Genomic DNA, 17,935 nt, shown 5'->3' with positions numbered 1-17,935 from the left:
TTAAGGGCTTACCAAGCCTCTTAGGCTAGATTTGGCAAAGTTTTAATAGTATTTTTAGACTTACATATTGGAACCTTAAAATGTACTTAATCTTATGCTGAATACTGTGAAATAGCCAGTAAAATTCAGAGAAAACTGTAATTTTGTAGTATTATGAAAATAAAGGATTTACAAAAGAAAATGATGAGTAGGGCAATAGATCTTGCCCGTGAAGGCAGAGATATGGATAATGGTGGTCCTTTTGGCGCAGTAATTACAAAAGGAGATGAAATTATTGCTGAATCCTGTAATAAAGTATTGGCTAAAGAAGATTGTACCGAACATGCTGAATTGCGAGCTATACAAAAAGCTTGCAGGAAACTAAATAGTAGTAGTCTTCAGGGCTGTGTCCTTTTTACCAGCTGTGAGCCATGTATGATGTGCCTTGGAGCAGCGTATTGGGCAGATTTTGATAATATCTATTATGGAGCTTCTGCTTTGGATGCAAAGGAATATGGTTTTAAATATAGCGATATGTATTACAAGACAGATGCAGATAAGAGACATCAGGAATTCAAAATGATACAGCTATGTCGTGATAAAGCAGTACAATTATGGTCTTAATTAAATGCAGAGAAATTTAATATTGAATTAGAATTAATAAATCAAACTAGTCCGGAAGCAATTTCCTGTTTCCGGATTTTTTATTTTAAGTATATATTTATAGAAATTTAGACGCAATTGGAAAAAGACGAAATAGAACAGGAAGAAGTAGACAAAGAGTTAGAAAAGTCTGATAGCAGCAATGATGACACGAAGACTAAATCTCATGGGGAGATCTTAAAAGAACAAATCATTGAAGGTTGCGAGACTTATGACAGAAGCAAAAGTAGTATTCTTCTAAGTTCATTTACTGCGGGATTAGAAATAGGTTTTAGTTTCCTTATGATTTGTTCGGTTTTCTTTTATTTTGAAGGAAAAGTAGCCGAGGAAACACTATTTAAACTTATCGCCCTGGTTTATCCCATAGGCTTTATCATGGTGGTACTGGGACAATCTATTTTATTTACTGAACAAACATCCCTGCTAACCCTTCCGGTATTAAATAAGAAAAGAAGCATTCTTAGTTTATTTGGAATTTGGGGAATAGTAATCCTTGGGAATCTGATAGGAGGGATGCTCATGGCACTCACTTTATCCTGGGTTGGACCAAAATTAGGCATATTCGATATAAATTCCATTGCCAAAGTTGGGGAACATTTTGTAGATTATGATATAACTACAATCCTGGTAAGTGCGATTCTTGCAGGTTGGCTTATGGGATTACTTAGTTGGCTGGTAACATCTTCAAAAGAAACGACCGGAGAGATCTTTATCATTTATATAATTACCGCTGTCATGGGATTTACAGGTTTACACCATAGTATCATTGGTCATATTGAAATATTTGCCGGTATGCTGGTTTCACCGGAAATCGACTTTATTATCTATTTAAAAACGCTGATCACAGCTTTAGTTGGGAATGCCCTTGGTGCGACTATTTTTGTAGCACTATTAAAATACAGAGCCTTTATATTTAATGTGAAAATACCCTAATTCGTTGTTAAATGAATTTTAAACTTAACGTTGTAGGCTATACAAATCACTAAATTAGAAAAAAACAAAGATTATGTCTGACGATACTAATAAGCAAGCCGACTGGCAGAAAAATGCAGGAAGACCTTCTAATTTTCATGAAAAGGATGATAATTTGAAGAAAGATGGTGATGGAAATCTAAAAATAAAGAAGCAACAAAATGAGGTTTCTAAGGAAGAAAATGAAGCAATTAAGGATACGCTAGATTCTCTTAGTGATGATGAAGAATAGAATAAGAGCAATAAAATGAAAAGGATCTTTGCGATAACGTTTATTGTTTTAAGTTTCATCGTAATGTATTCATGTGCTGGCACTAAAGACCCTTCAGCTACTGAATTGAGGGAATATGAAGATCTAAAATCATTAGTATCGGCACGTAATTTTAAGATAGTTAATGATTTTGCAAATACCTCTATCGGTGGTAATGTGAATATTGTTGGAAATACAAATTTCATCGAATTCAAAGGAGATAGCGTAGATGTATTTCTCCCATTCTTCGGAATTAGATATTCGGGATCATCATACGGTAATGAAGGTGGAATAAAATATAAAGGCATCGCTAAGGATCTTAAGATAACAGAACAGACTGATAAAGCCAGACTTTTATTAGAATTCAGAGGTTCCCAAAACGGGGAGGACCTGGATTTTATAATTACATTATTTCCCAATAAGAACGTGAACACTTCAGTAAACACTTCTGAACGTTCCACTATTTCCTTTCGTGGAGAAATTTCTGAAATCAAGAGTGAAGAAGACTTTTAGTGTAATTTGCGTTATTAATTTTTTAAATTCCCTGTGAATTTAAGTGCTTCAGATAGATCTGTAAAATGCATAATATTACCTTCCTTATAAAATATACGTTCAACGGCTATGTTCGTCGTTCCGGTTTTACTGTGAGTAACTATGCAGAAACTTCTTAACTGGCGGTTTTGTTTAAAGAATTTAGACCAATCCTGTGCCACTACGGAATAATCGTGTAAACGGTTAGATATATAATTCACATAAAAATCTTGTCCATATGACTTTTCAGCCAGAACAATTACCTGGCTGGCTTGTTCCCAGCCGTACGTAATACCTTCGTATAATTCCGTAATAATTGTTTGATCCAAAAAAATAATATCACCAAAATCAAGATGATGGATTTCTTTTACAGAATCATCAGGAACAATATTGAGTACAGAGTTTGGATGTGTTTGCATTGATATTTAACTAGAATCAAATATAAAATTATATCTAATATACTAATAATCAGAACCTAAAGTTATTGGTAATGCATTTATTTTTAATGAATTATTATAGTGTAAAACCAGATATATTAATAATCATTTTATTTACATTCAATTTTTAAGTTAATGAGGGACAAAAGGAAGAGTGCTATTTAAAATATTCTATTTTACATAATATAAATTATAGTACAAATGTATGATATGAAGAATTAGTCTGATGTGCACGTTTTCATTCGTAAGCTATAATTCTTTATTATTTAAAATATCCCAGAAACATTCTATTTCTATAAGAATATTCAGTACTTGGGTCATTAAAATTTTAAATATGCGATTCTCGTAGATTCATAATCCTGCTAATCATTTGTAACTATAATTTGTCATTATGTAAAATTGCCGCTACCAAACGCTCGATTGTTTTGTATAAATAAAATGCTCAGGCATTTTTTTCTACACACAATTATCCATCGCTTGCCAACGCCAAAAAAAAGCTAACCTTTTAGATTCATTTAAAAATCGCGTATTTGAGGAAATGTCCGTTAAAAAAAAATCAGACGATTCTCATGAGTTTGCCACAAGAGTATAAAATTTAAGAAAAATAAATTTCTATACACTTGTTCTATGTAGCATTTCAATTTAACTTTCTTTTCTTGTTTGCATTATCTTTTGCCTTGATGCAAAAGAAAGAAAAAATCAAGGCTGCATATAATTTTGGAAACAATTAACGGCTCATTCGCTATATTTCAGGAAACATTGTAACTATTAATACCATTCTTAATAAGCATTAAAGTAGTTGGTTTTAATAGTGTTTAGTACTAATAACCTAAAATATGGACGCTCATTTCTCCTATTGTTTTCACCAAAATTTTATGAGGCCGTTTTTAAAATTCTATTTAACATAATGTTTAGACAAAACTACTTTAATTAACTCATTTGTAAGGTTAATCGCCCTTTTTGTGTTTGTGCTTTTTTAATGGTGGATAATCTTTCTTTTTGTCGGGAGTAACTCTCCTTCTTTTGTCTAATGAGCCATCATCCTTTTTAGGTTTTGGACCAGGTTTAATTGCTTCGATTGTAATCATAATTTTCTATTTATTAATTTTTAATATTTAATATTAATTTTAAAAACCAATTTGAAATTCTTCTAAAAATTGATTTTTTAGTCTGTTTTGCTTCTAAATCATCATAATAGGCTTTTCTTTTTCTTGCTTCTGCTTCACGACCAGCAATGATTTCCTCTTCACTCCAATCATATGACCATTCAATGTTTCCATTAGTAATCCAGTAGTGTGACCTACAAGGCAATTGCCAATTACCAATTGAAGGATATAAAGTTGGCTTATTAGTTATTTCTTTGAAAGACCATTCAGATGGGTCTAATGGAGTCATTATTTTATTATCACAACCACATGGACACAAATGACCAGCTATACCAAATTCTTCAGAAACATATAGTATTCCTTGCTCTAAGTCTTTTGGTAAATATTCAACTTTTAATAATTTAATTTTTCCCATTCTCCCCTACTAAATTTACTCCATCAACGTTAAATAACATGTGGAAATATGAATTGTCATCCAAATAAAAACCTCTTATTTGTTTATATTTTATAACCGCTAAACAAGCATTTAAAGCGTTAAGTTCTGAAATTTGAATATTACTTTTATAAACATCATTGGGAATATCAGTTAATGGAGCTAGCCTTTTATCTATAATGCTTTGTGCAGATTCAGTAGGAAAATATGTAGTACGAAGTGTGCCACTTACTAACCCAGTATCTTTATCTAATCCCATACCTACATCTATAAATGGAATTTTTAGTTTTACAAGTAAATCAAATATTTCTCTTCGAGAATCTCCACTATCAACACACACAAAAACAAAAGTAACTCCAGTCAAATCATCTTCTGAATCACAAGTAATATAATTTGAGTAAATATTTACATTGCTACGGAAATTTTGATAACGGTTTTTATAGACCTCTGTTTTTCTTTTACCTAATTCTTCTTCATCTAATTTTCCTGGGGAACGGAATGCATTATGAACATGATACCAATCTCCATCAAACCCTTTAATTTCTTTAACTGGAGTTTTTACCAAAAAATCTAAAAGGTAAGAACCTGTTCCTCCCAGACCAATAATAGCAATTGTATCTTCTTCAAGTTTAGCACTTAACTCTCCTATTTCTGCCCTACTTGTTAGAGTATCTCTAAATTTAAATACTGACTTATAATTTTCATCAACTACTCTAAAAGTATAAGGATTAGCATCAAATTTATCCATAGCTGGTCCAGAAATTATGGTAACATAATTTTCAATTTTTTCGAACCAATCTTTAAACTTTCCACTTGGAGGTTTGTTAGAAAAAGACCTTTGCACAACTAAATCTTTTGATGTCAAATGAATTGATGTTGCACCACCACCAAGATTTCTAATTGGTTTTCCGTTCAATTCATAAGGAGGACTACCACAAAAAAATATTTGATGGTCTCTCATGCTCATTTTATTTTGGTTAATAAAATTTACTATTGAAACTATTGCACCAATTTGAAGGTTTCCATTATTGTCTATATAAGGTATATCTCTAATAACTAGATGATTGCTATCTATTGATAAAGCATACCCTTTTTTTAGTAATCTATCAATATCCTCATTATTTTTTGCTAAACTTACTATCATTTCAATTTAAGATTGTCCAGTATGTTTAACTTTAAAAGTCATTCCTTTTTTTACTCTAACTTTTCCACCTGGAGATAAAATTCCAGTAGGTTTATTTCCTTGTCCTCTTTCATAAGTAACTGAATAAGTTCTTTCAGGGTGTTGAGGGAAATCAGAAAATGCTAGTGTAACTACTTCTTCATAAGTTATCTCATTTTTTTCTTCTTCATATGGTGTACCATTAACTATAATAGTTACCATCTTTTTTTTGTCTTCTTTTTTTAATTTGTTATCCATTTTTTTATTTTTTTGGAATTAAACAATAATTTATGGTACAAATAAATAACAACATGGCGCAACCTACTTGCGCCATTAAAAAAAGATCAATTTATTTAATAATTAATTGGAATTATATTTGTTTACGGCCTTTTCAAAAGTCTTTAAAACTCTATCTATAATTGGCTTTGGAGATATAATTGTAGCATCTGAACCATAGCTAAAAATTTTTGAATAAAATTCATATGATGGCTTTACTTTTACCTTAATAATAAATTTTTCGTTATTATCTTCTATAATTTCTTGAGTATTATGAATAGGAAGTGTTTTAAGATAATTTCCTTGTTTTGGATTAAAATTAATTACAACTTCTATAGGTTCGTCATCAGAAACTGTAATTCCAAAGGAATATTTAAAATATTCTAAACTATCAAATTCAATAGTATCAAACTCTTCTTTAGTAACTGTTATATCAATTATTCTATCTAATGCAAAAGTTATTAATCTATTATATTTAATATTTATTCCCAATATATACCACATTTGTTTATCTTCCTTCAATAAAATAGGTTTGATTTTATGAACTTTAGAATTACCATCAAATTTTTGATATTCAATTTCAATAACTTTCTTTTTAGTTATTGAATCTAGTATGTCTGCTATTAATTCTATTCCATTAATGTGATGATGATTTTCTGTCTCTAATAAAGTTTCTTTTTCAAAAAGTTCTTTAGTTTTAGGAGAAATATTTGAATTTTCAATCACCTTCTTTACAGCATTAGAAATCTCATTAAAGATTGGGTATTCTTTGTATTGTCTAATTGTTTTAGCATAGAATAATAATGCATTAACTTCCTCTTTTTCTAACTCAATGGAAGGGAAAATATTTTCAGGTATTACTTCGTAATAATAAGTTTTTGTACTCTTATCTTGCTTTATAGGTAGAAATAAAGCTAGTTCAGTATCTTCTGCTAAATCACTTAAGTCTTTTTGTATAGTTCTGATACTAACAGGAATACCAGCTTCGTTACATATTTCCGTAATTCTACTTGATTTATGCTTACCTCCCCTTCTAAGTACGCTATGAATAATTCTATATCTTTTTAAAGCTTCTTTATTATGATCATCCCCCTAAAATTAGGACAGTAAGTTAAGTTCAAAAATAACTTTAATTTTACTGTATTATGACACGAAGAAAATTCACCTCAAAGTTCAAAACGAAAGTAGTCCTTGAATCGCTAAAAGAGCGTCAAACGACTCAGGAACTCGCACAAAAATTTGAAATCACTCCGCAACAAATCAGTACCTGGAAACGAGAATTTTTAAAAGATGCTGATGCGGTCTTTTCTAAAGGAAGTAAGTCTAAGAAATCAGAAGAAGAGGAAAAGAAAGACCAACTCCTTAAAGTAATTGGGGAGCTAAAAGTGGAAAATGATTTTTTAAAAAACGCCTTGCGATAAAACCTTTAAAGGAGCGTAGAACAATGATAAGCAAGGATCATTCAAAACTCAGCCTACAGCGACAATGCAGGCTATTGCAAATCCACCGCAGCGGAATTTATTATAAACCCCGCGGAGAAAGCACGCTCAATTTAGAACTGATGCGCCTGATGGATGAACATTATACCGATCATCCCTTTAAAGGTGCCAGGCGGATGCATACCTGGCTTACGATGGATAAAGGATATACGATCAATAAAAAACGTATTGAGCGTTTATATTCCAGAGTGATGGGGCTTCAGGCCATTATGCCTGGGAAGCATACCTCCAGACGCAATAAAGAACATAAGGTATATCCTTACTTGTTGCGGAACTTGAAGGTAGATCGTCCCAATCAAGTTTGGGCAATCGATATTACTTACATACCGATGCGGAAAGGTTTTATGTACCTGGTAGCGATCATCGACCTGCATAGCCGCTATGTACTCAACTGGTCGGTATCCAATTCCATGGATGCCCAGTGGTGTAAAGAAACTTTAGAAGAAGCCATTGACGTACATGGCAAGCCTGAGATACTCAATACTGATCAGGGAAGTCAGTTCACCTCGGAGGTTTTTACTCATAGTGTACTCTCTAAGAACATTAAACTCAGTATGGATGGCAAAGGAAGGGCTATAGATAATGTGTTTATAGAACGCCTCTGGAGAAGTGTGAAATATGAAAGCATCTATCTCAATCCGCCAGAATCTGGAGTAGATCTTTACAAACAACTAGAAAACTATTTTGATTTTTATAACCATCGAAGAAGACATCAGGGAATAGAAAATGAAATACCCCTTAACCGATATTTAGAACAAGAAAGAAAAGCTGCCTAATAAATGAAAAATAGAACTTAATTTAGCAGCTAAGCTGTCCTAATAAATGGGGGTACTTCATTATTTGGCATAATCTAAATGGAATCTATAAGTTCTTTAAAGTGTTCGAAAGCACTATCTCATAAACTGTGTAAATAGAAAATAACAGGGGTCGCGACCCCTGTTATTTTTTTGTCTAATTTTAAATTTTACACAGTATGAAAAAAGAAGATTTATTTAGCGATGAATTTTTAAAGCAGTTCAAAAGTGGAGATCAGCTCAACAGCTTCTTAAAAGAACTGCAAAAGCGTGGTATTGAAAAAATGCTCGAAGGAGAGCTCGATGGTCATTTAGGTTATGACAAAAGCCAGAAGTCTGGTAACTCTAATACCCGTAACGGCTATGGCCAGAAAAAGGTTCGCACCTCCTTTGGTGAATCCCAGATCCAGGTCCCCAGGGATCGTGAAGCATCCTTTACTCCTATGATTGTACCCAAGCGTGGCAATATGGTCGATGGCATTGAAAACGTGATTGTCTCGCTCTATGCCAAAGGAATGAGCAATAGTGATATTGAAGAGCAAATTCGAGAGGTCTATAATTTTGAAGTCTCTACTTCCACCATATCCAGGATTACCGAGAAAGTAACCGAAGATATTGTGGCCTGGCAAAACCGACCTTTAGAGCCTGTGTACCTGATCGTTTGGATGGATGGGATTGTCTTCAAGGTTCGAGAGAACTCCAAGGTAATCAACAAGACGGTGTACATAGCAGTCGGGCTTCGCAGGGATGGAAAGAAAGAAGTCCTGGGGCTTTGGTTGGGAAAAAATGAGTCGTCAGCTTTCTGGATGTCTGTACTTACCGATATAAAATCACGGGGCACCGAAGATATCCTGATCACCGCTACCGATAACCTCAATGGCTTTACCGATACCATCAGAAATATCTTCCCAGCGTCTAAAACCCAGATCTGTGTGGTGCACCAGATCAGGAATGCTTGCCGTTATGTGGTCTGGAAAGATAAAAAAGCCTTTACCGCTGATATGAAGCATATTTACAATGCTCCCAACCAACAGGCCGCCAAAGCTGCCCTGGAAGATTTTGCAGCACAATGGGAGAGCAAATATTCCTATGCCATCAAAAGCTGGAGGGACAACTGGGAAGATCTTACCGTGTTCTTTGAGTTTCCACTGGAGATCAGGAAAATCATTTATACCACCAATCTTATTGAAAACCTGAACGGAAAAATAAGAAAATACACTAAAAACAAATTATCCTTCCCTACTGATGAAGCAGTAATGAAATCTGTATATTTGGCTACAAGGGAAGCTACAAAGAAGTGGTCAATGCCTATCAGGAACTGGGGCATTATTTTAAATCAGTTCCTTACGATCTATGAAAAAAGGGTCAGACTTTAAAAAAGTCCAACCCCTGTTATTTAAACTTTACACACTTTACGGGACAGTGTCTGTTCGAAAATCATAACCATTGCTAAAGTGTCTAGTTCACAATATTTTAGTAAGGCAGAAGTTATTTTATCTACTTCGGCTTGCTCCATATCTGTATACTGTAATTTACCATATGCTGTTAATGCTGCTCCACCATCTGCAATACCTTCTATTTCAGATAATGTTTTTTCTATTTCATCTTCACTCCAATCTTGGAAAACTGGAGGTAACATTTCATAGGGATTTTTTACAATATCATTTTCAATTTCTAACCAAATATGTTCTTTAGAAAAATTCTTACTTGTAATTTTTATTTCATTTATTGGTTTTGAATATTTTTCTTTTAAATATTTACTAGAATTTAGTGATGCTGGTAAAACAGCTTTTATTGAATTAGAACCTTTTGTAATAGGATTGTAATAATAACGTTTTTCAATTTCCCATAAATCTACCATATCTCTTTCCCCTTGCCATTTTATAGTACTATCTCTTTTAGAGTGAGAAATGTTTTCAATGAAAGTTATTAAATCATCTTTGTCTTTTTCATTTGAGTCCAATAATTGAACATATATAGCATTTAGAATTGTATTTTCATGGTGTGAATACCTAAATATTGTTCCATTATCATTTCCCAAAGCATTTTGTAAGGCTCTAATAAACTCAAAATTAGGAAATACTCCTGCTATATTATTTATATATTCATTTGCGTGTTCTATTGTTCCATCTTCATAATATATATGATGTGAAAATTGAAAAGCTGTTTGTTCATATGGTCTTAGATTTTTATTAAAAGGTAATGCAACAGTACTTGTTTCAAAATCAATAAAATGTAAAGGATAATTCCAATTATCAATTTCTTTTTTCAGACCTTCAATATCAGCATAAATAGTATCATCATTATTTACTTCTTTTTCAATTTGCAACCATTGTCTATGAGATGTTGTAAGCTTTTCGGCTTCTTCTTTTAATCCAATACTATCTTCCGTAAGATCTTTTTTAAAAAAAACTCCTTCATCAAATAGTTTTGTTCCTTTTCGAAAGTCATAAATATCAAAAGTATTAGGCTCATTAAATTCTTTTTCTTTCCAATTATGCTGCTTACTAAAACATTCTCTAAAACCAGATTTTAAATCTTGATTAGTTTTATTAGATGATTTGAACTCACACTTTTTACAGGCACTAAAAGTAGTAGGCCAATTAGCGTATTCATTATTTTTATATAATTCTTTAAATAAGTTAATAGATTTCTTAAAATCTAAATTACTATGGTATAAATGTTTATTTAATTCAATTTCTGCAATAATATCAGTGATGTTTTTTCTTCCCAAAACTGAATTCCCAGTTTCATTTAATGAATTTACTTTTTTAATTATTCCAGTACGATTATCTTCTTTATTACTAATCCTAAATAATTGATTTAAACTATCTATACTCGCTTTTTTAGATTTATCAGCCATCATAATAAAAGACTTAATATCCCAGTCTGGATAACATAATTGCATTACATATTTTTGAAAAGCAACATCAAATAAATATGGTTTCCAACCAGCTAACATTTTTCTGCTTTTACCAATAAATATATAATCATCATCTGGTGTAAATGATTTTGACTTAACTTCTATTAACTCAATATTATTACCTTTTTTAACTAATATATCAGTCCTAATAAATAATCCATCTACTAAAAAAGCAGCTTCATAAATAATAACGTTCTCTTCTTTTAATAATTCTTTCGTTTGGTTCGATAAAAGTTGGTAGTCCCAGTCATTTCCTTCAATTAAAATGCCATTAGGATAGTGCATTCTTGCCAGTTCTTCAACTTGAAAACCTCCTTGAGCCAATGCTTCTAAAAAGGAATCTTCATTTTTAGTATTTGCGTATTCCTTATTATTGGTATAAAAAAGTTTATTTGGACATTCAAGCCCTAATTTGAATCTTGATTTTGAAAGAACTCTCATACTTTTTCTTTTATTAGTTTACTCTAGTTTAGATTTAGAGCGATTAGATAATATTCTGTAGGGTAGAATTACACATAGCAAAATGTAATACTCAAATATACAGAATTTTAACAAGTAATATATTACGGAAAACCGTATTGAAATAAAGGAAAACATACCATTCCACACACATTATGCTTCCCTCCTAACGTCGTCGCATAAAAAGTGTTCCATTAACATTGTAAAAAAGGCATTTGATAAGATTTTTTTAAAGAAATATTGTAGTTATTACTTCGCTTTTACCAAAGCAAAGTAACATAATGCGGTACATTATAGTTTAAATATGTATATGAGTAAAATGGCGAATAGAACTTTTTCTGTTCTATTTTGCATAGATCTAGAAGCAACGGCTTTAGGTATAAAACTATTCTAACATTTTAAAATGCCCTAAAAAATGTAACACTTTATCTACCGGCATCTCACAAGGTTTTAAAAGCATTGAATTTTGAGTTTTGTAGAAATTTAGACTAATAAAAATTTTCCCTCCTAATTCTTCAGCATATAACTTAGTACTATTCCCATTATTAAATTCCGTTTTACTCACTCCATATCGTTTACCTAAATACCAAACTTCCGAATATCCTATCGGAAAATTATTTAATATATCTCTTACAAATTGAGTGCTTGAAGGTTTTAAGTTTTTAGAAAATTTGTTTTTCAGAAATTCCAGTTTAGGGTCAATAAATTTTTTACAAAAAGGTTTTTCAGGATCATTCCGGTAATAGTTTTGAATTTCTTCACGTGATGCCCGAAATTTTTGAAAAGACAATACCTCTGTAATAATATGCTTTTCAAATTTAGATTGTAGTTTTTTCAAAATTTGACTAGATTTTTCACTTTGTTCCTGAGAAAAAGTATACACCGCCGATCGGTACTTTTGACGCATGCTATGGGAAGAAGTACTTTTATGAGTCCGTAAGTGAATCTCTATCAGGATGTCCAGAGAAATTTCAGAAGGCAAAAAATGAACAATTATACCTTCAGAGAAACTTATATTCTCATGATACGAGCTAACATAACCCTGCTCTACCTTCACAACTCCCCGGAGTGCCTGAAAAACAGCCTCAGTACACCAATGGCAACCACCACCAAGTCCTATTTTCTCAAGATCTGCCATCTTAGGAATATATTCAATTTTAATCGATTTTTTCCCACCAATTTTTAGTCTGTTGAGATTTCACACTAAATAATTCGCCTATTTGAGGCCTGGAGTTGGAGATCCCCATTTCCTGCGCTTTAATTGTAAATCTTTCGATTGGATCTTTCCAATGATGTTGTGCCAAAGCAAATGCGGCCCAATGTACCGCCATAATTTTATCTGCTTTTGCATCTATCGCAGCCTGAACGCTTTCTTCAGGAAACATATGTATTTGATGCCATTTTTCATTGTACTGGCCGCATTCCATAAAACCAAAATCAAATGGACCTAATCTTTCGCCTACTTCTTTAAAGTGCTTACCATATCCGCCATCCCCGCTAAACCAGATATTTTCATTAAAGGTTTTAAAGGCCCAACCTCCCCAAAGTGATTTAGCCCGGTCTTTTAATCCGCGGCCGGAGAAATGACGGGATGGTGTAAATGTGATTTCAATACCTTCAAAATCAATTTTATCCCACCAGTCAAATTCAGAAATATTATCCATAGGAATATTCCATTTCTTTAGATGTCTTGAAACACCCAAAGCAACACCAAACCTCTTAACCTTGCTTTTTAAGAGTTTAATACTGTCATAATCTAAATGATCATAATGATCGTGAGAAATCAAAAGCAGATCGATCCCGGGTAATTTTTCAATTATATCCAGAGTATTCTTACTAAATCTTTTTACTGAAAATGGTGAAATTGGTGCTGCGTTAGAGCCAAACATTGGATCTATAAGCATAGTCTGTCCCTTTATTCTCATAAGAATAACCGAATGGCCATACCATATAAATTTTGCATTATCTGACGGTGCTAGAAAATCTTTTCTCTTAAATTCTGCAACCGGGATAGGAATTTTTGGCTCTCTTCCTTTTTTCTCGCAGAACTGTTTATAGAGAAGCTTTGGAATATCCTGAAAACTAATGTTCATTCCGGTTTTTTCCAGATTAATGAATTTATTGCCATCCCAATTATCTGAGCTCGAATATTTCTTAAGATCTTGGTTTGTGGGCTTTGCTCCAAATTGATTACGCATCAAAATAAACTAGTTTAGTTCAGTACCATCTTCGCGAAACTCAACATCCTTATTCTTACCTTTCTGTTTAAACTCCACATCGTAGAACTCCCCTTTTTTAGCACTGATCACATGTTCTACTTCAGTAATTTCATAATCTGAATACTTCTCTTTTATAACTTTCTTAATGGCTTCCGGAAGATTTTCAGTTTTAATATCATTTTCAGTCTCCACCCAGGAACCGTCAGTATTAAAATCTGCCCTGTATTTCTCACCATCCTGTTTAAAATGCGATTCCCAGTAACCATGCTCATCCTGCTCCCAGTCTGGATCATTTTCCCCAGGATATTTCTTTTGAAAAGCCATGGCTACGGCCTCTGGAACTTCACTTTTATTACTATCTTTTTCATCTTTTTTTTCCTGACAACTGAGCATTCCTACAGTTAGGCATCCCGCTATAAATATTGATATTTTTTTCATGACGTTAATTTTATATAAAGCTAAAGAGTCCATAAAAGTTATTCGCCAATGAAATCATAAAATATTATTTTCTATGTTGCTTATGCCGATATACATTTCAAAAGAGAAAATAATCATATATCTTTTAAAAATATAAATACCGATTGATGTTAAGAATACAACGCACAAACTCTGATGACGAAGGGTTTATCTCCCTGGAACAAAAGCTAGATATATATTTAGCCATTAGTGATGGAGATGAACACGATTTTTATGATCAGTTAAACAAACTTGATGCTATTAAAAATGTAATTGTTCTTTATCTTAATGAGATTCCCGTAGGTTGTGGTGCTTTTAAAGAATATCAACCAGGAATTGCAGAATTAAGGAGAATGTTTGTAGATGTAAAATTTAGAAATAGAAACTATGCAGGGGAAATATTAAGGAATATAGAAGCATGGGCTCAAGAAACTGGTTACACTAAGTTGATTCTTGAAACCGGCAAAAGGCAGTTTGAAGCTATAAATTTTTATAAAAAAAATAGATTTGAACTCATAGACAAGTATCCACCCTATGAAAATATGGAGAATAGTGTATGTTTTGAAAAATTGCTATAATGTCGAGTTGTATCTAATCCTGAACCAAAAGAAGCTGTCTAATGTGTTATTCTGAATGAAATGAAGAATCTTAGAAAAACTTAAATATCTAATTTTGAGTAAACAGCTTCATCAAATTATAATAAAAATACCTATAAACCTTCATTACAAACATTACATAGTACTATTAGCACCTAATAATCCTATGGCTTCTTCAAGTTCAGCAGGAGTTCTATTCGCGAGCTTTAAAACTCTTTTTTACTGAAAAGAATACCAAATGGTCTTAATTGACGAATATTTAGCAGCACAACTGTAATAATTGCCATGATAGGGATAGCGAGGATCATTCCTATAACTCCCCAGACCATATTTCCCAGAATTACTGAAACTATTACAAAAAACGGATGTACATCTACCCTTTCCCCTACCACGTAAGGCTGTAATACATAACTTTCAACAAACTGGGTGATAGTAAACGTTAGTGCTATGCCAATAAGAACAGTAATATCTCCGGAAGTTAAAAACCCAAAGGCTACTGCCATAACAAATCCAATCACATTTCCTATGTAAGGTATCAATGTAAGTACAGCGGCGATAACACTTACCAGAATAAAATTATTTACTCCTGAAATTCCAAGACCAATGGAATAAATAACTGCTAATAATCCCATTAATATTAGTTTTCCCAGCAGATATTGTGGAGCTACTTCCGCAGATTTTACAATGATGGTTTTAATGGTTTGCTGTTTCTCATCTGGAAAAACCCTTAAGAGAAAGTTTTTGAATATATGGCGGTAATTCAGAAGAAAGAAAATATATACGAATGTCAGTAAATAATTCGCAAGAAAGCTGGAGAGTCCACTCATAAATGTTTTTGCCCATTTGCCTGGTTGTAAATCCATTGTTGAAGAGCTATTTTTTGCTTCTTCAATATCCTGTTTATTTAAAGGGGTGTGTTCTAAAGCAAATTCTTTAGCATTTTCTATCTTAGGCTCCATTGTTTCTTTAATCTGGGGCCAATCCTCAGCGAACGATCTTACCTGAAAAGAAACTATAGCCATTAAACCTATTGAAATCAAAAAGAGCAAAAGGCTATTGAGTATTGCAGCCAAAGGTCTTTTCAGCTTTCTTTCCATTCTTTGAGATAAAGGCAGGACTATCAGGCTAAGGATCACTGCGGTGATCATGGGTGCGAAAAAACCTTTAGCCTTGGTGAGTCCCAGGAATAAAAAATAAGTTGCAACAATTATGGTAGCGCTATAAAACAACAATTTCTTTTTGGAGATCATTTTATGATTTTTCTGGTATGAGATTTTCAATATCGGAAATGTTTTATCGACTTTCTAATAAAGGATTCTTATCTTTTTTAAGATAATTGTAATTTCATCAAAAATTATTAAATGGCAGCAGGAGGATCTAATATTGCAATCTATGGCGCGATAGGCGCAAATTTATTAATCGCTATAAGTAAATTCTTGGCTTCTTTTTTTACAGGAAGTTCGGCAATGCTCGCTGAAGGAATACATTCTTTAGTAGATACAGGGAATGGTTTACTCTTGCTCCTGGGAATAAAGCGATCTAAGCAGAAACCTGATAAAATGCATCCGTTTGGATACGGTAAAGAAGTTTACTTCTGGAGTTTTGTGGTAAGTATCCTTATTTTCGCTCTCGGTGGCGGATTTGCCATATATGAAGGTATTCACGCTATACAGGATCCTCACGTTATTGAAGATCCTACCTGGAATTACTGGGTACTGGGTGCGGCTATTGTCTTTGAAGGAACAGCTCTATATCTCGCGCTTAAAACCTTCAATAAGTCCAGGAAGCATAAATCTAAAAACCTGATCAAGAATATTATTAAGAGTAAAGATGCCGCCACTTTTGCTGTAATTATTGAAGATACAGCTGCAGTTGTGGGCCTTACTGTCGCACTTATTGGTGTTTTTCTCTCACAAGTATTCGGTAACCCCTATCTCGACGGCGCTGCCTCAATTGTTATTGGCACAATTCTTTTAGCGGTAGCAACTTTTCTTGCGAAAGAAAGCAAAGGGCTCTTGCTCGGAGAAAGCGCACATGATGAAGTTATTGAAGATATTGATAATCTTATCAACTCTAAAGCGTATGTAAATGCATCAAACATCCCCCAAACAATGCATTTTGGGCCAGATAAGATATTACTAATAGTTGAAATTGATCTTGTAGATAATCTGGAGTTTTTGGAAGCTGAAAAAATCGTTGATGATCTAAGAAATGAAATAATGCAGGAGAAACCTAAAATCAAGGAGGTATATATTCAAATCACCAGTAAGCTAAATTAATATAGGTTTCAAACTACTTCCCACGGAGCATAAAAAGGAACATAAAAAAAGCCATCTGTTAAGATGACTTTAATTTTTTAAAAAGAATCACAACTAATTAGTCAATTAGTTCAACGTTTATAGCGTTTAATCCTTTTTTTCCTTGCTCAGTTTCAAACTGAACTCTATCATCTTCACGAATATCATCGATTAGACCACTTGAATGTACAAATATATCTTCGTTTGATCCTTCAGCTTGAATAAAACCAAATCCTTTGGTGTTATTGAAAAATTTTACTTTACCTTCTTGCATTACTATACTTATTAATTGTTATAAATGCCGTTTGCTTTTAAAGATCGCACGGCAAACGATCTATAATACTATCTCTAAAAACCTATTACAGGATTTTAAAATAGTTAGTCGATTACTTCGACGTTTACGGCGTTAAGACCTTTTTTACCTTGTTCAACTTCGAATTGAACTCTATCGTCTTCACGAATTTCATCAATTAGACCACTTGAGTGTACAAAGATGTCTTCGTTTGAATCGTCAGCTTTAATAAAACCAAATCCTTTGGTGTTATTGAAAAACTTTACTTTACCTTCTTGCATTACTATACTTATTAATTGTTACAAATTTGCCGTTCTTGTTTAGAGATCGTACGACATCCAATCTTTATTATTTTCAGATCTCAAATGAAATCTGAGAATAATTAGTCAATTACTTCAACGTTAACAGCGTTAAGACCTTTTTTACCTTGCTCAACTTCGAACTGTACTCTGTCGTCTTCACGAATTTCGTCAATTAGACCACTTGAGTGTACAAAGATGTCTTCGTTTGAATCGTCAGCTTTAATAAAACCAAATCCTTTGGTGTTATTGAAAAACTTTACTTTACCTTCTTGCATTACTATACTTGTTA

Annotated in this window: 23 protein-coding genes; 9 read left to right on the top strand and 14 right to left on the bottom strand. The window is 32.8% G+C overall.

The annotated features are described in order from the left end of the window. The first annotated feature begins 153 nt into the window (after positions 1-153). The 4 genes from GFO_RS07505 (at position 154) to GFO_RS07490 (ending at position 2,377) form a co-directional block, all read left to right on the top strand. A complete protein-coding gene (locus GFO_RS07505) occupies positions 154-603 on the top strand; it encodes a nucleoside deaminase (protein ID WP_011709481.1) in 450 nt (149 codons plus the stop codon). Between the two features lie 117 nt (positions 604-720). Beyond that, positions 721-1,575 carry a formate/nitrite transporter family protein gene (locus GFO_RS07500; RefSeq protein WP_011709480.1) on the top strand — a complete coding sequence of 285 codons (855 nt, stop codon included), beginning with the start codon at positions 721-723 and terminating at the stop codon, positions 1,573-1,575. Positions 1,576-1,648: 73 nt separating this feature from the next. Continuing rightward, entirely contained in the window at positions 1,649-1,846 is a 198-nt protein-coding gene (locus GFO_RS07495; protein WP_041250054.1) for a hypothetical protein, read from the top strand. A 15-nt stretch (positions 1,847-1,861) separates the two neighbouring features. Then, positions 1,862-2,377 (top strand): DUF4251 domain-containing protein, encoded by a 516-nt coding sequence (locus tag GFO_RS07490; RefSeq protein ID WP_011709478.1) that lies wholly within the window; start codon positions 1,862-1,864, stop codon positions 2,375-2,377. A 14-nt stretch (positions 2,378-2,391) separates the two neighbouring features. Here the strand turns inward: GFO_RS07490 and GFO_RS17245 are convergent, their stop codons facing one another. The 6 genes from GFO_RS17245 to GFO_RS07465 form a co-directional block, all read right to left on the bottom strand. Further along, positions 2,392-2,814 (bottom strand): hypothetical protein, encoded by a 423-nt coding sequence (locus GFO_RS17245; protein WP_011709477.1) that lies wholly within the window; start codon positions 2,812-2,814, stop codon positions 2,392-2,394. Positions 2,815-3,779: 965 nt separating this feature from the next. Further along, positions 3,780-3,920, bottom strand: a complete 141-nt coding sequence (locus GFO_RS17810) for a hypothetical protein (RefSeq protein WP_011709475.1) — start codon at positions 3,918-3,920, stop codon at positions 3,780-3,782. A 13-nt stretch (positions 3,921-3,933) separates the two neighbouring features. After that, positions 3,934-4,353 (bottom strand): ubiquitination-like system serine protease family protein, encoded by a 420-nt coding sequence (locus tag GFO_RS07480; protein WP_011709474.1) that lies wholly within the window; start codon positions 4,351-4,353, stop codon positions 3,934-3,936. Further along, a complete protein-coding gene (locus tag GFO_RS07475; RefSeq protein WP_011709473.1) occupies positions 4,340-5,515 on the bottom strand; it encodes a ThiF family adenylyltransferase in 1,176 nt (391 codons plus the stop codon). Before GFO_RS07475 ends, GFO_RS07480 begins: the two co-directional genes overlap by 14 nt. 6 nt (positions 5,516-5,521) lie before the next feature. After that, entirely contained in the window at positions 5,522-5,791 is a 270-nt protein-coding gene (locus GFO_RS07470; RefSeq protein WP_011709472.1) for a multiubiquitin domain-containing protein, read from the bottom strand. A 102-nt stretch (positions 5,792-5,893) separates the two neighbouring features. Further along, the gene (locus tag GFO_RS07465) at positions 5,894-6,535 is read right to left on the bottom strand and encodes a WYL domain-containing protein (RefSeq protein ID WP_011709471.1); all 642 of its coding nucleotides are present in this window, start codon (positions 6,533-6,535) and stop codon (positions 5,894-5,896) included. A 419-nt stretch (positions 6,536-6,954) separates the two neighbouring features. Here GFO_RS07465 and GFO_RS07460 point away from each other — a divergent pair, with 419 nt between their 5' ends. The 3 genes from GFO_RS07460 to GFO_RS07450 all read left to right on the top strand — a co-directional run bounded on the left by GFO_RS07460 (position 6,955) and on the right by GFO_RS07450 (position 9,478). Further along, on the top strand, positions 6,955-7,230 hold the full coding sequence (locus GFO_RS07460) for a transposase (RefSeq protein ID WP_011708813.1): 276 nt from the start codon (positions 6,955-6,957) through the stop codon (positions 7,228-7,230). After that, positions 7,227-8,084, top strand: coding sequence for an IS3 family transposase (locus GFO_RS07455; RefSeq protein ID WP_262489192.1), 858 nt, complete (start codon positions 7,227-7,229; stop codon positions 8,082-8,084). Before GFO_RS07460 ends, GFO_RS07455 begins: the two co-directional genes overlap by 4 nt. 197 nt (positions 8,085-8,281) lie before the next feature. Continuing rightward, positions 8,282-9,478 (top strand): IS256 family transposase, encoded by a 1,197-nt coding sequence (locus tag GFO_RS07450; RefSeq protein WP_011708903.1) that lies wholly within the window; start codon positions 8,282-8,284, stop codon positions 9,476-9,478. Between the two features lie 20 nt (positions 9,479-9,498). On the opposite strand, the gene GFO_RS07445 is transcribed toward GFO_RS07450, so the two are convergent. From GFO_RS07445 to GFO_RS07430, 4 genes are all read right to left on the bottom strand, one after another. Beyond that, positions 9,499-11,466 carry a DUF2779 domain-containing protein gene (locus GFO_RS07445; protein ID WP_011709470.1) on the bottom strand — a complete coding sequence of 656 codons (1,968 nt, stop codon included), beginning with the start codon at positions 11,464-11,466 and terminating at the stop codon, positions 9,499-9,501. Positions 11,467-11,869: 403 nt separating this feature from the next. Beyond that, positions 11,870-12,622, bottom strand: coding sequence for a peptide-methionine (S)-S-oxide reductase (locus GFO_RS18055; protein WP_011709469.1), 753 nt, complete (start codon positions 12,620-12,622; stop codon positions 11,870-11,872). 19 nt (positions 12,623-12,641) lie between these two features. Further along, positions 12,642-13,682, bottom strand: coding sequence for an MBL fold metallo-hydrolase (locus tag GFO_RS07435; protein WP_041250052.1), 1,041 nt, complete (start codon positions 13,680-13,682; stop codon positions 12,642-12,644). Between the two features lie 9 nt (positions 13,683-13,691). Further along, positions 13,692-14,141 (bottom strand): PepSY-like domain-containing protein, encoded by a 450-nt coding sequence (locus GFO_RS07430; protein WP_041250051.1) that lies wholly within the window; start codon positions 14,139-14,141, stop codon positions 13,692-13,694. A gap of 146 nt (positions 14,142-14,287) precedes the next feature. Between GFO_RS07430 and GFO_RS07425 the strand changes: the two genes are divergently transcribed. Then, on the top strand, positions 14,288-14,737 hold the full coding sequence (locus GFO_RS07425) for a GNAT family N-acetyltransferase (RefSeq protein WP_011709466.1): 450 nt from the start codon (positions 14,288-14,290) through the stop codon (positions 14,735-14,737). 224 nt (positions 14,738-14,961) lie between these two features. Here the strand turns inward: GFO_RS07425 and GFO_RS07420 are convergent, their stop codons facing one another. Further along, positions 14,962-16,005 carry an AI-2E family transporter gene (locus GFO_RS07420; protein WP_011709465.1) on the bottom strand — a complete coding sequence of 348 codons (1,044 nt, stop codon included), beginning with the start codon at positions 16,003-16,005 and terminating at the stop codon, positions 14,962-14,964. Positions 16,006-16,116: 111 nt separating this feature from the next. Here GFO_RS07420 and GFO_RS07415 point away from each other — a divergent pair, with 111 nt between their 5' ends. Further along, positions 16,117-17,034, top strand: a complete 918-nt coding sequence (locus GFO_RS07415) for a cation diffusion facilitator family transporter (protein WP_011709464.1) — start codon at positions 16,117-16,119, stop codon at positions 17,032-17,034. Positions 17,035-17,131: 97 nt separating this feature from the next. Here GFO_RS07415 and GFO_RS07410 read toward each other — a convergent pair whose 3' ends face one another. The 3 genes from GFO_RS07410 to GFO_RS07400 all read right to left on the bottom strand — a co-directional run bounded on the left by GFO_RS07410 (position 17,132) and on the right by GFO_RS07400 (position 17,921). Continuing rightward, positions 17,132-17,326, bottom strand: coding sequence for a cold-shock protein (locus tag GFO_RS07410; protein WP_011709463.1), 195 nt, complete (start codon positions 17,324-17,326; stop codon positions 17,132-17,134). 104 nt (positions 17,327-17,430) lie between these two features. Next, positions 17,431-17,625: a cold-shock protein gene (locus tag GFO_RS07405; RefSeq protein WP_011709462.1), complete on the bottom strand. Its 195-nt coding sequence runs from the start codon at positions 17,623-17,625 to the stop codon at positions 17,431-17,433. A 101-nt stretch (positions 17,626-17,726) separates the two neighbouring features. After that, the gene (locus GFO_RS07400) at positions 17,727-17,921 is read right to left on the bottom strand and encodes a cold-shock protein (protein ID WP_011709462.1); all 195 of its coding nucleotides are present in this window, start codon (positions 17,919-17,921) and stop codon (positions 17,727-17,729) included. Between the last annotated feature and the right edge of the window lie 14 nt (positions 17,922-17,935).

The organism is Christiangramia forsetii KT0803 (assembly GCF_000060345.1).
In the GTDB taxonomy this organism is placed as follows: domain Bacteria; phylum Bacteroidota; class Bacteroidia; order Flavobacteriales; family Flavobacteriaceae; genus Christiangramia; species Christiangramia forsetii.
Note: the sequence above shows the minus strand (reverse complement) of the source record. Positions and strands in the feature narration are given on the sequence as shown.

What these genes read in the sequence shown, in the direction of transcription:
- GFO_RS18055 (WP_011709469.1), bottom strand. Translation starts at nt 12,622, where the DNA reads ATGGCAGATCTTGAGAAAATAGGACTTGGTGGTGGTTGCCATTGGTGT.
- GFO_RS07505 (WP_011709481.1), top strand. Translation starts at nt 154, where the DNA reads ATGAAAATAAAGGATTTACAAAAGAAAATGATGAGTAGGGCAATAGAT.
- GFO_RS07460 (WP_011708813.1), top strand. Translation starts at nt 6,955, where the DNA reads ATGACACGAAGAAAATTCACCTCAAAGTTCAAAACGAAAGTAGTCCTT.
- GFO_RS07410 (WP_011709463.1), bottom strand. Translation starts at nt 17,326, where the DNA reads ATGCAAGAAGGTAAAGTAAAATTTTTCAATAACACCAAAGGATTTGGT.
- GFO_RS17245 (WP_011709477.1), bottom strand. Translation starts at nt 2,814, where the DNA reads ATGCAAACACATCCAAACTCTGTACTCAATATTGTTCCTGATGATTCT.
- GFO_RS07425 (WP_011709466.1), top strand. Translation starts at nt 14,288, where the DNA reads ATGTTAAGAATACAACGCACAAACTCTGATGACGAAGGGTTTATCTCC.
- GFO_RS07405 (WP_011709462.1), bottom strand. Translation starts at nt 17,625, where the DNA reads ATGCAAGAAGGTAAAGTAAAGTTTTTCAATAACACCAAAGGATTTGGT.
- GFO_RS07415 (WP_011709464.1), top strand. Translation starts at nt 16,117, where the DNA reads ATGGCAGCAGGAGGATCTAATATTGCAATCTATGGCGCGATAGGCGCA.
- GFO_RS07435 (WP_041250052.1), bottom strand. Translation starts at nt 13,682, where the DNA reads ATGCGTAATCAATTTGGAGCAAAGCCCACAAACCAAGATCTTAAGAAA.
- GFO_RS17810 (WP_011709475.1), bottom strand. Translation starts at nt 3,920, where the DNA reads ATGATTACAATCGAAGCAATTAAACCTGGTCCAAAACCTAAAAAGGAT.
- GFO_RS07490 (WP_011709478.1), top strand. Translation starts at nt 1,862, where the DNA reads ATGAAAAGGATCTTTGCGATAACGTTTATTGTTTTAAGTTTCATCGTA.
- GFO_RS07480 (WP_011709474.1), bottom strand. Translation starts at nt 4,353, where the DNA reads ATGGGAAAAATTAAATTATTAAAAGTTGAATATTTACCAAAAGACTTA.
- GFO_RS07400 (WP_011709462.1), bottom strand. Translation starts at nt 17,921, where the DNA reads ATGCAAGAAGGTAAAGTAAAGTTTTTCAATAACACCAAAGGATTTGGT.
- GFO_RS07430 (WP_041250051.1), bottom strand. Translation starts at nt 14,141, where the DNA reads ATGAAAAAAATATCAATATTTATAGCGGGATGCCTAACTGTAGGAATG.
- GFO_RS07445 (WP_011709470.1), bottom strand. Translation starts at nt 11,466, where the DNA reads ATGAGAGTTCTTTCAAAATCAAGATTCAAATTAGGGCTTGAATGTCCA.
- GFO_RS07475 (WP_011709473.1), bottom strand. Translation starts at nt 5,515, where the DNA reads ATGATAGTAAGTTTAGCAAAAAATAATGAGGATATTGATAGATTACTA.
- GFO_RS07470 (WP_011709472.1), bottom strand. Translation starts at nt 5,791, where the DNA reads ATGGATAACAAATTAAAAAAAGAAGACAAAAAAAAGATGGTAACTATT.
- GFO_RS07420 (WP_011709465.1), bottom strand. Translation starts at nt 16,005, where the DNA reads ATGATCTCCAAAAAGAAATTGTTGTTTTATAGCGCTACCATAATTGTT.
- GFO_RS07495 (WP_041250054.1), top strand. Translation starts at nt 1,649, where the DNA reads ATGTCTGACGATACTAATAAGCAAGCCGACTGGCAGAAAAATGCAGGA.
- GFO_RS07450 (WP_011708903.1), top strand. Translation starts at nt 8,282, where the DNA reads ATGAAAAAAGAAGATTTATTTAGCGATGAATTTTTAAAGCAGTTCAAA.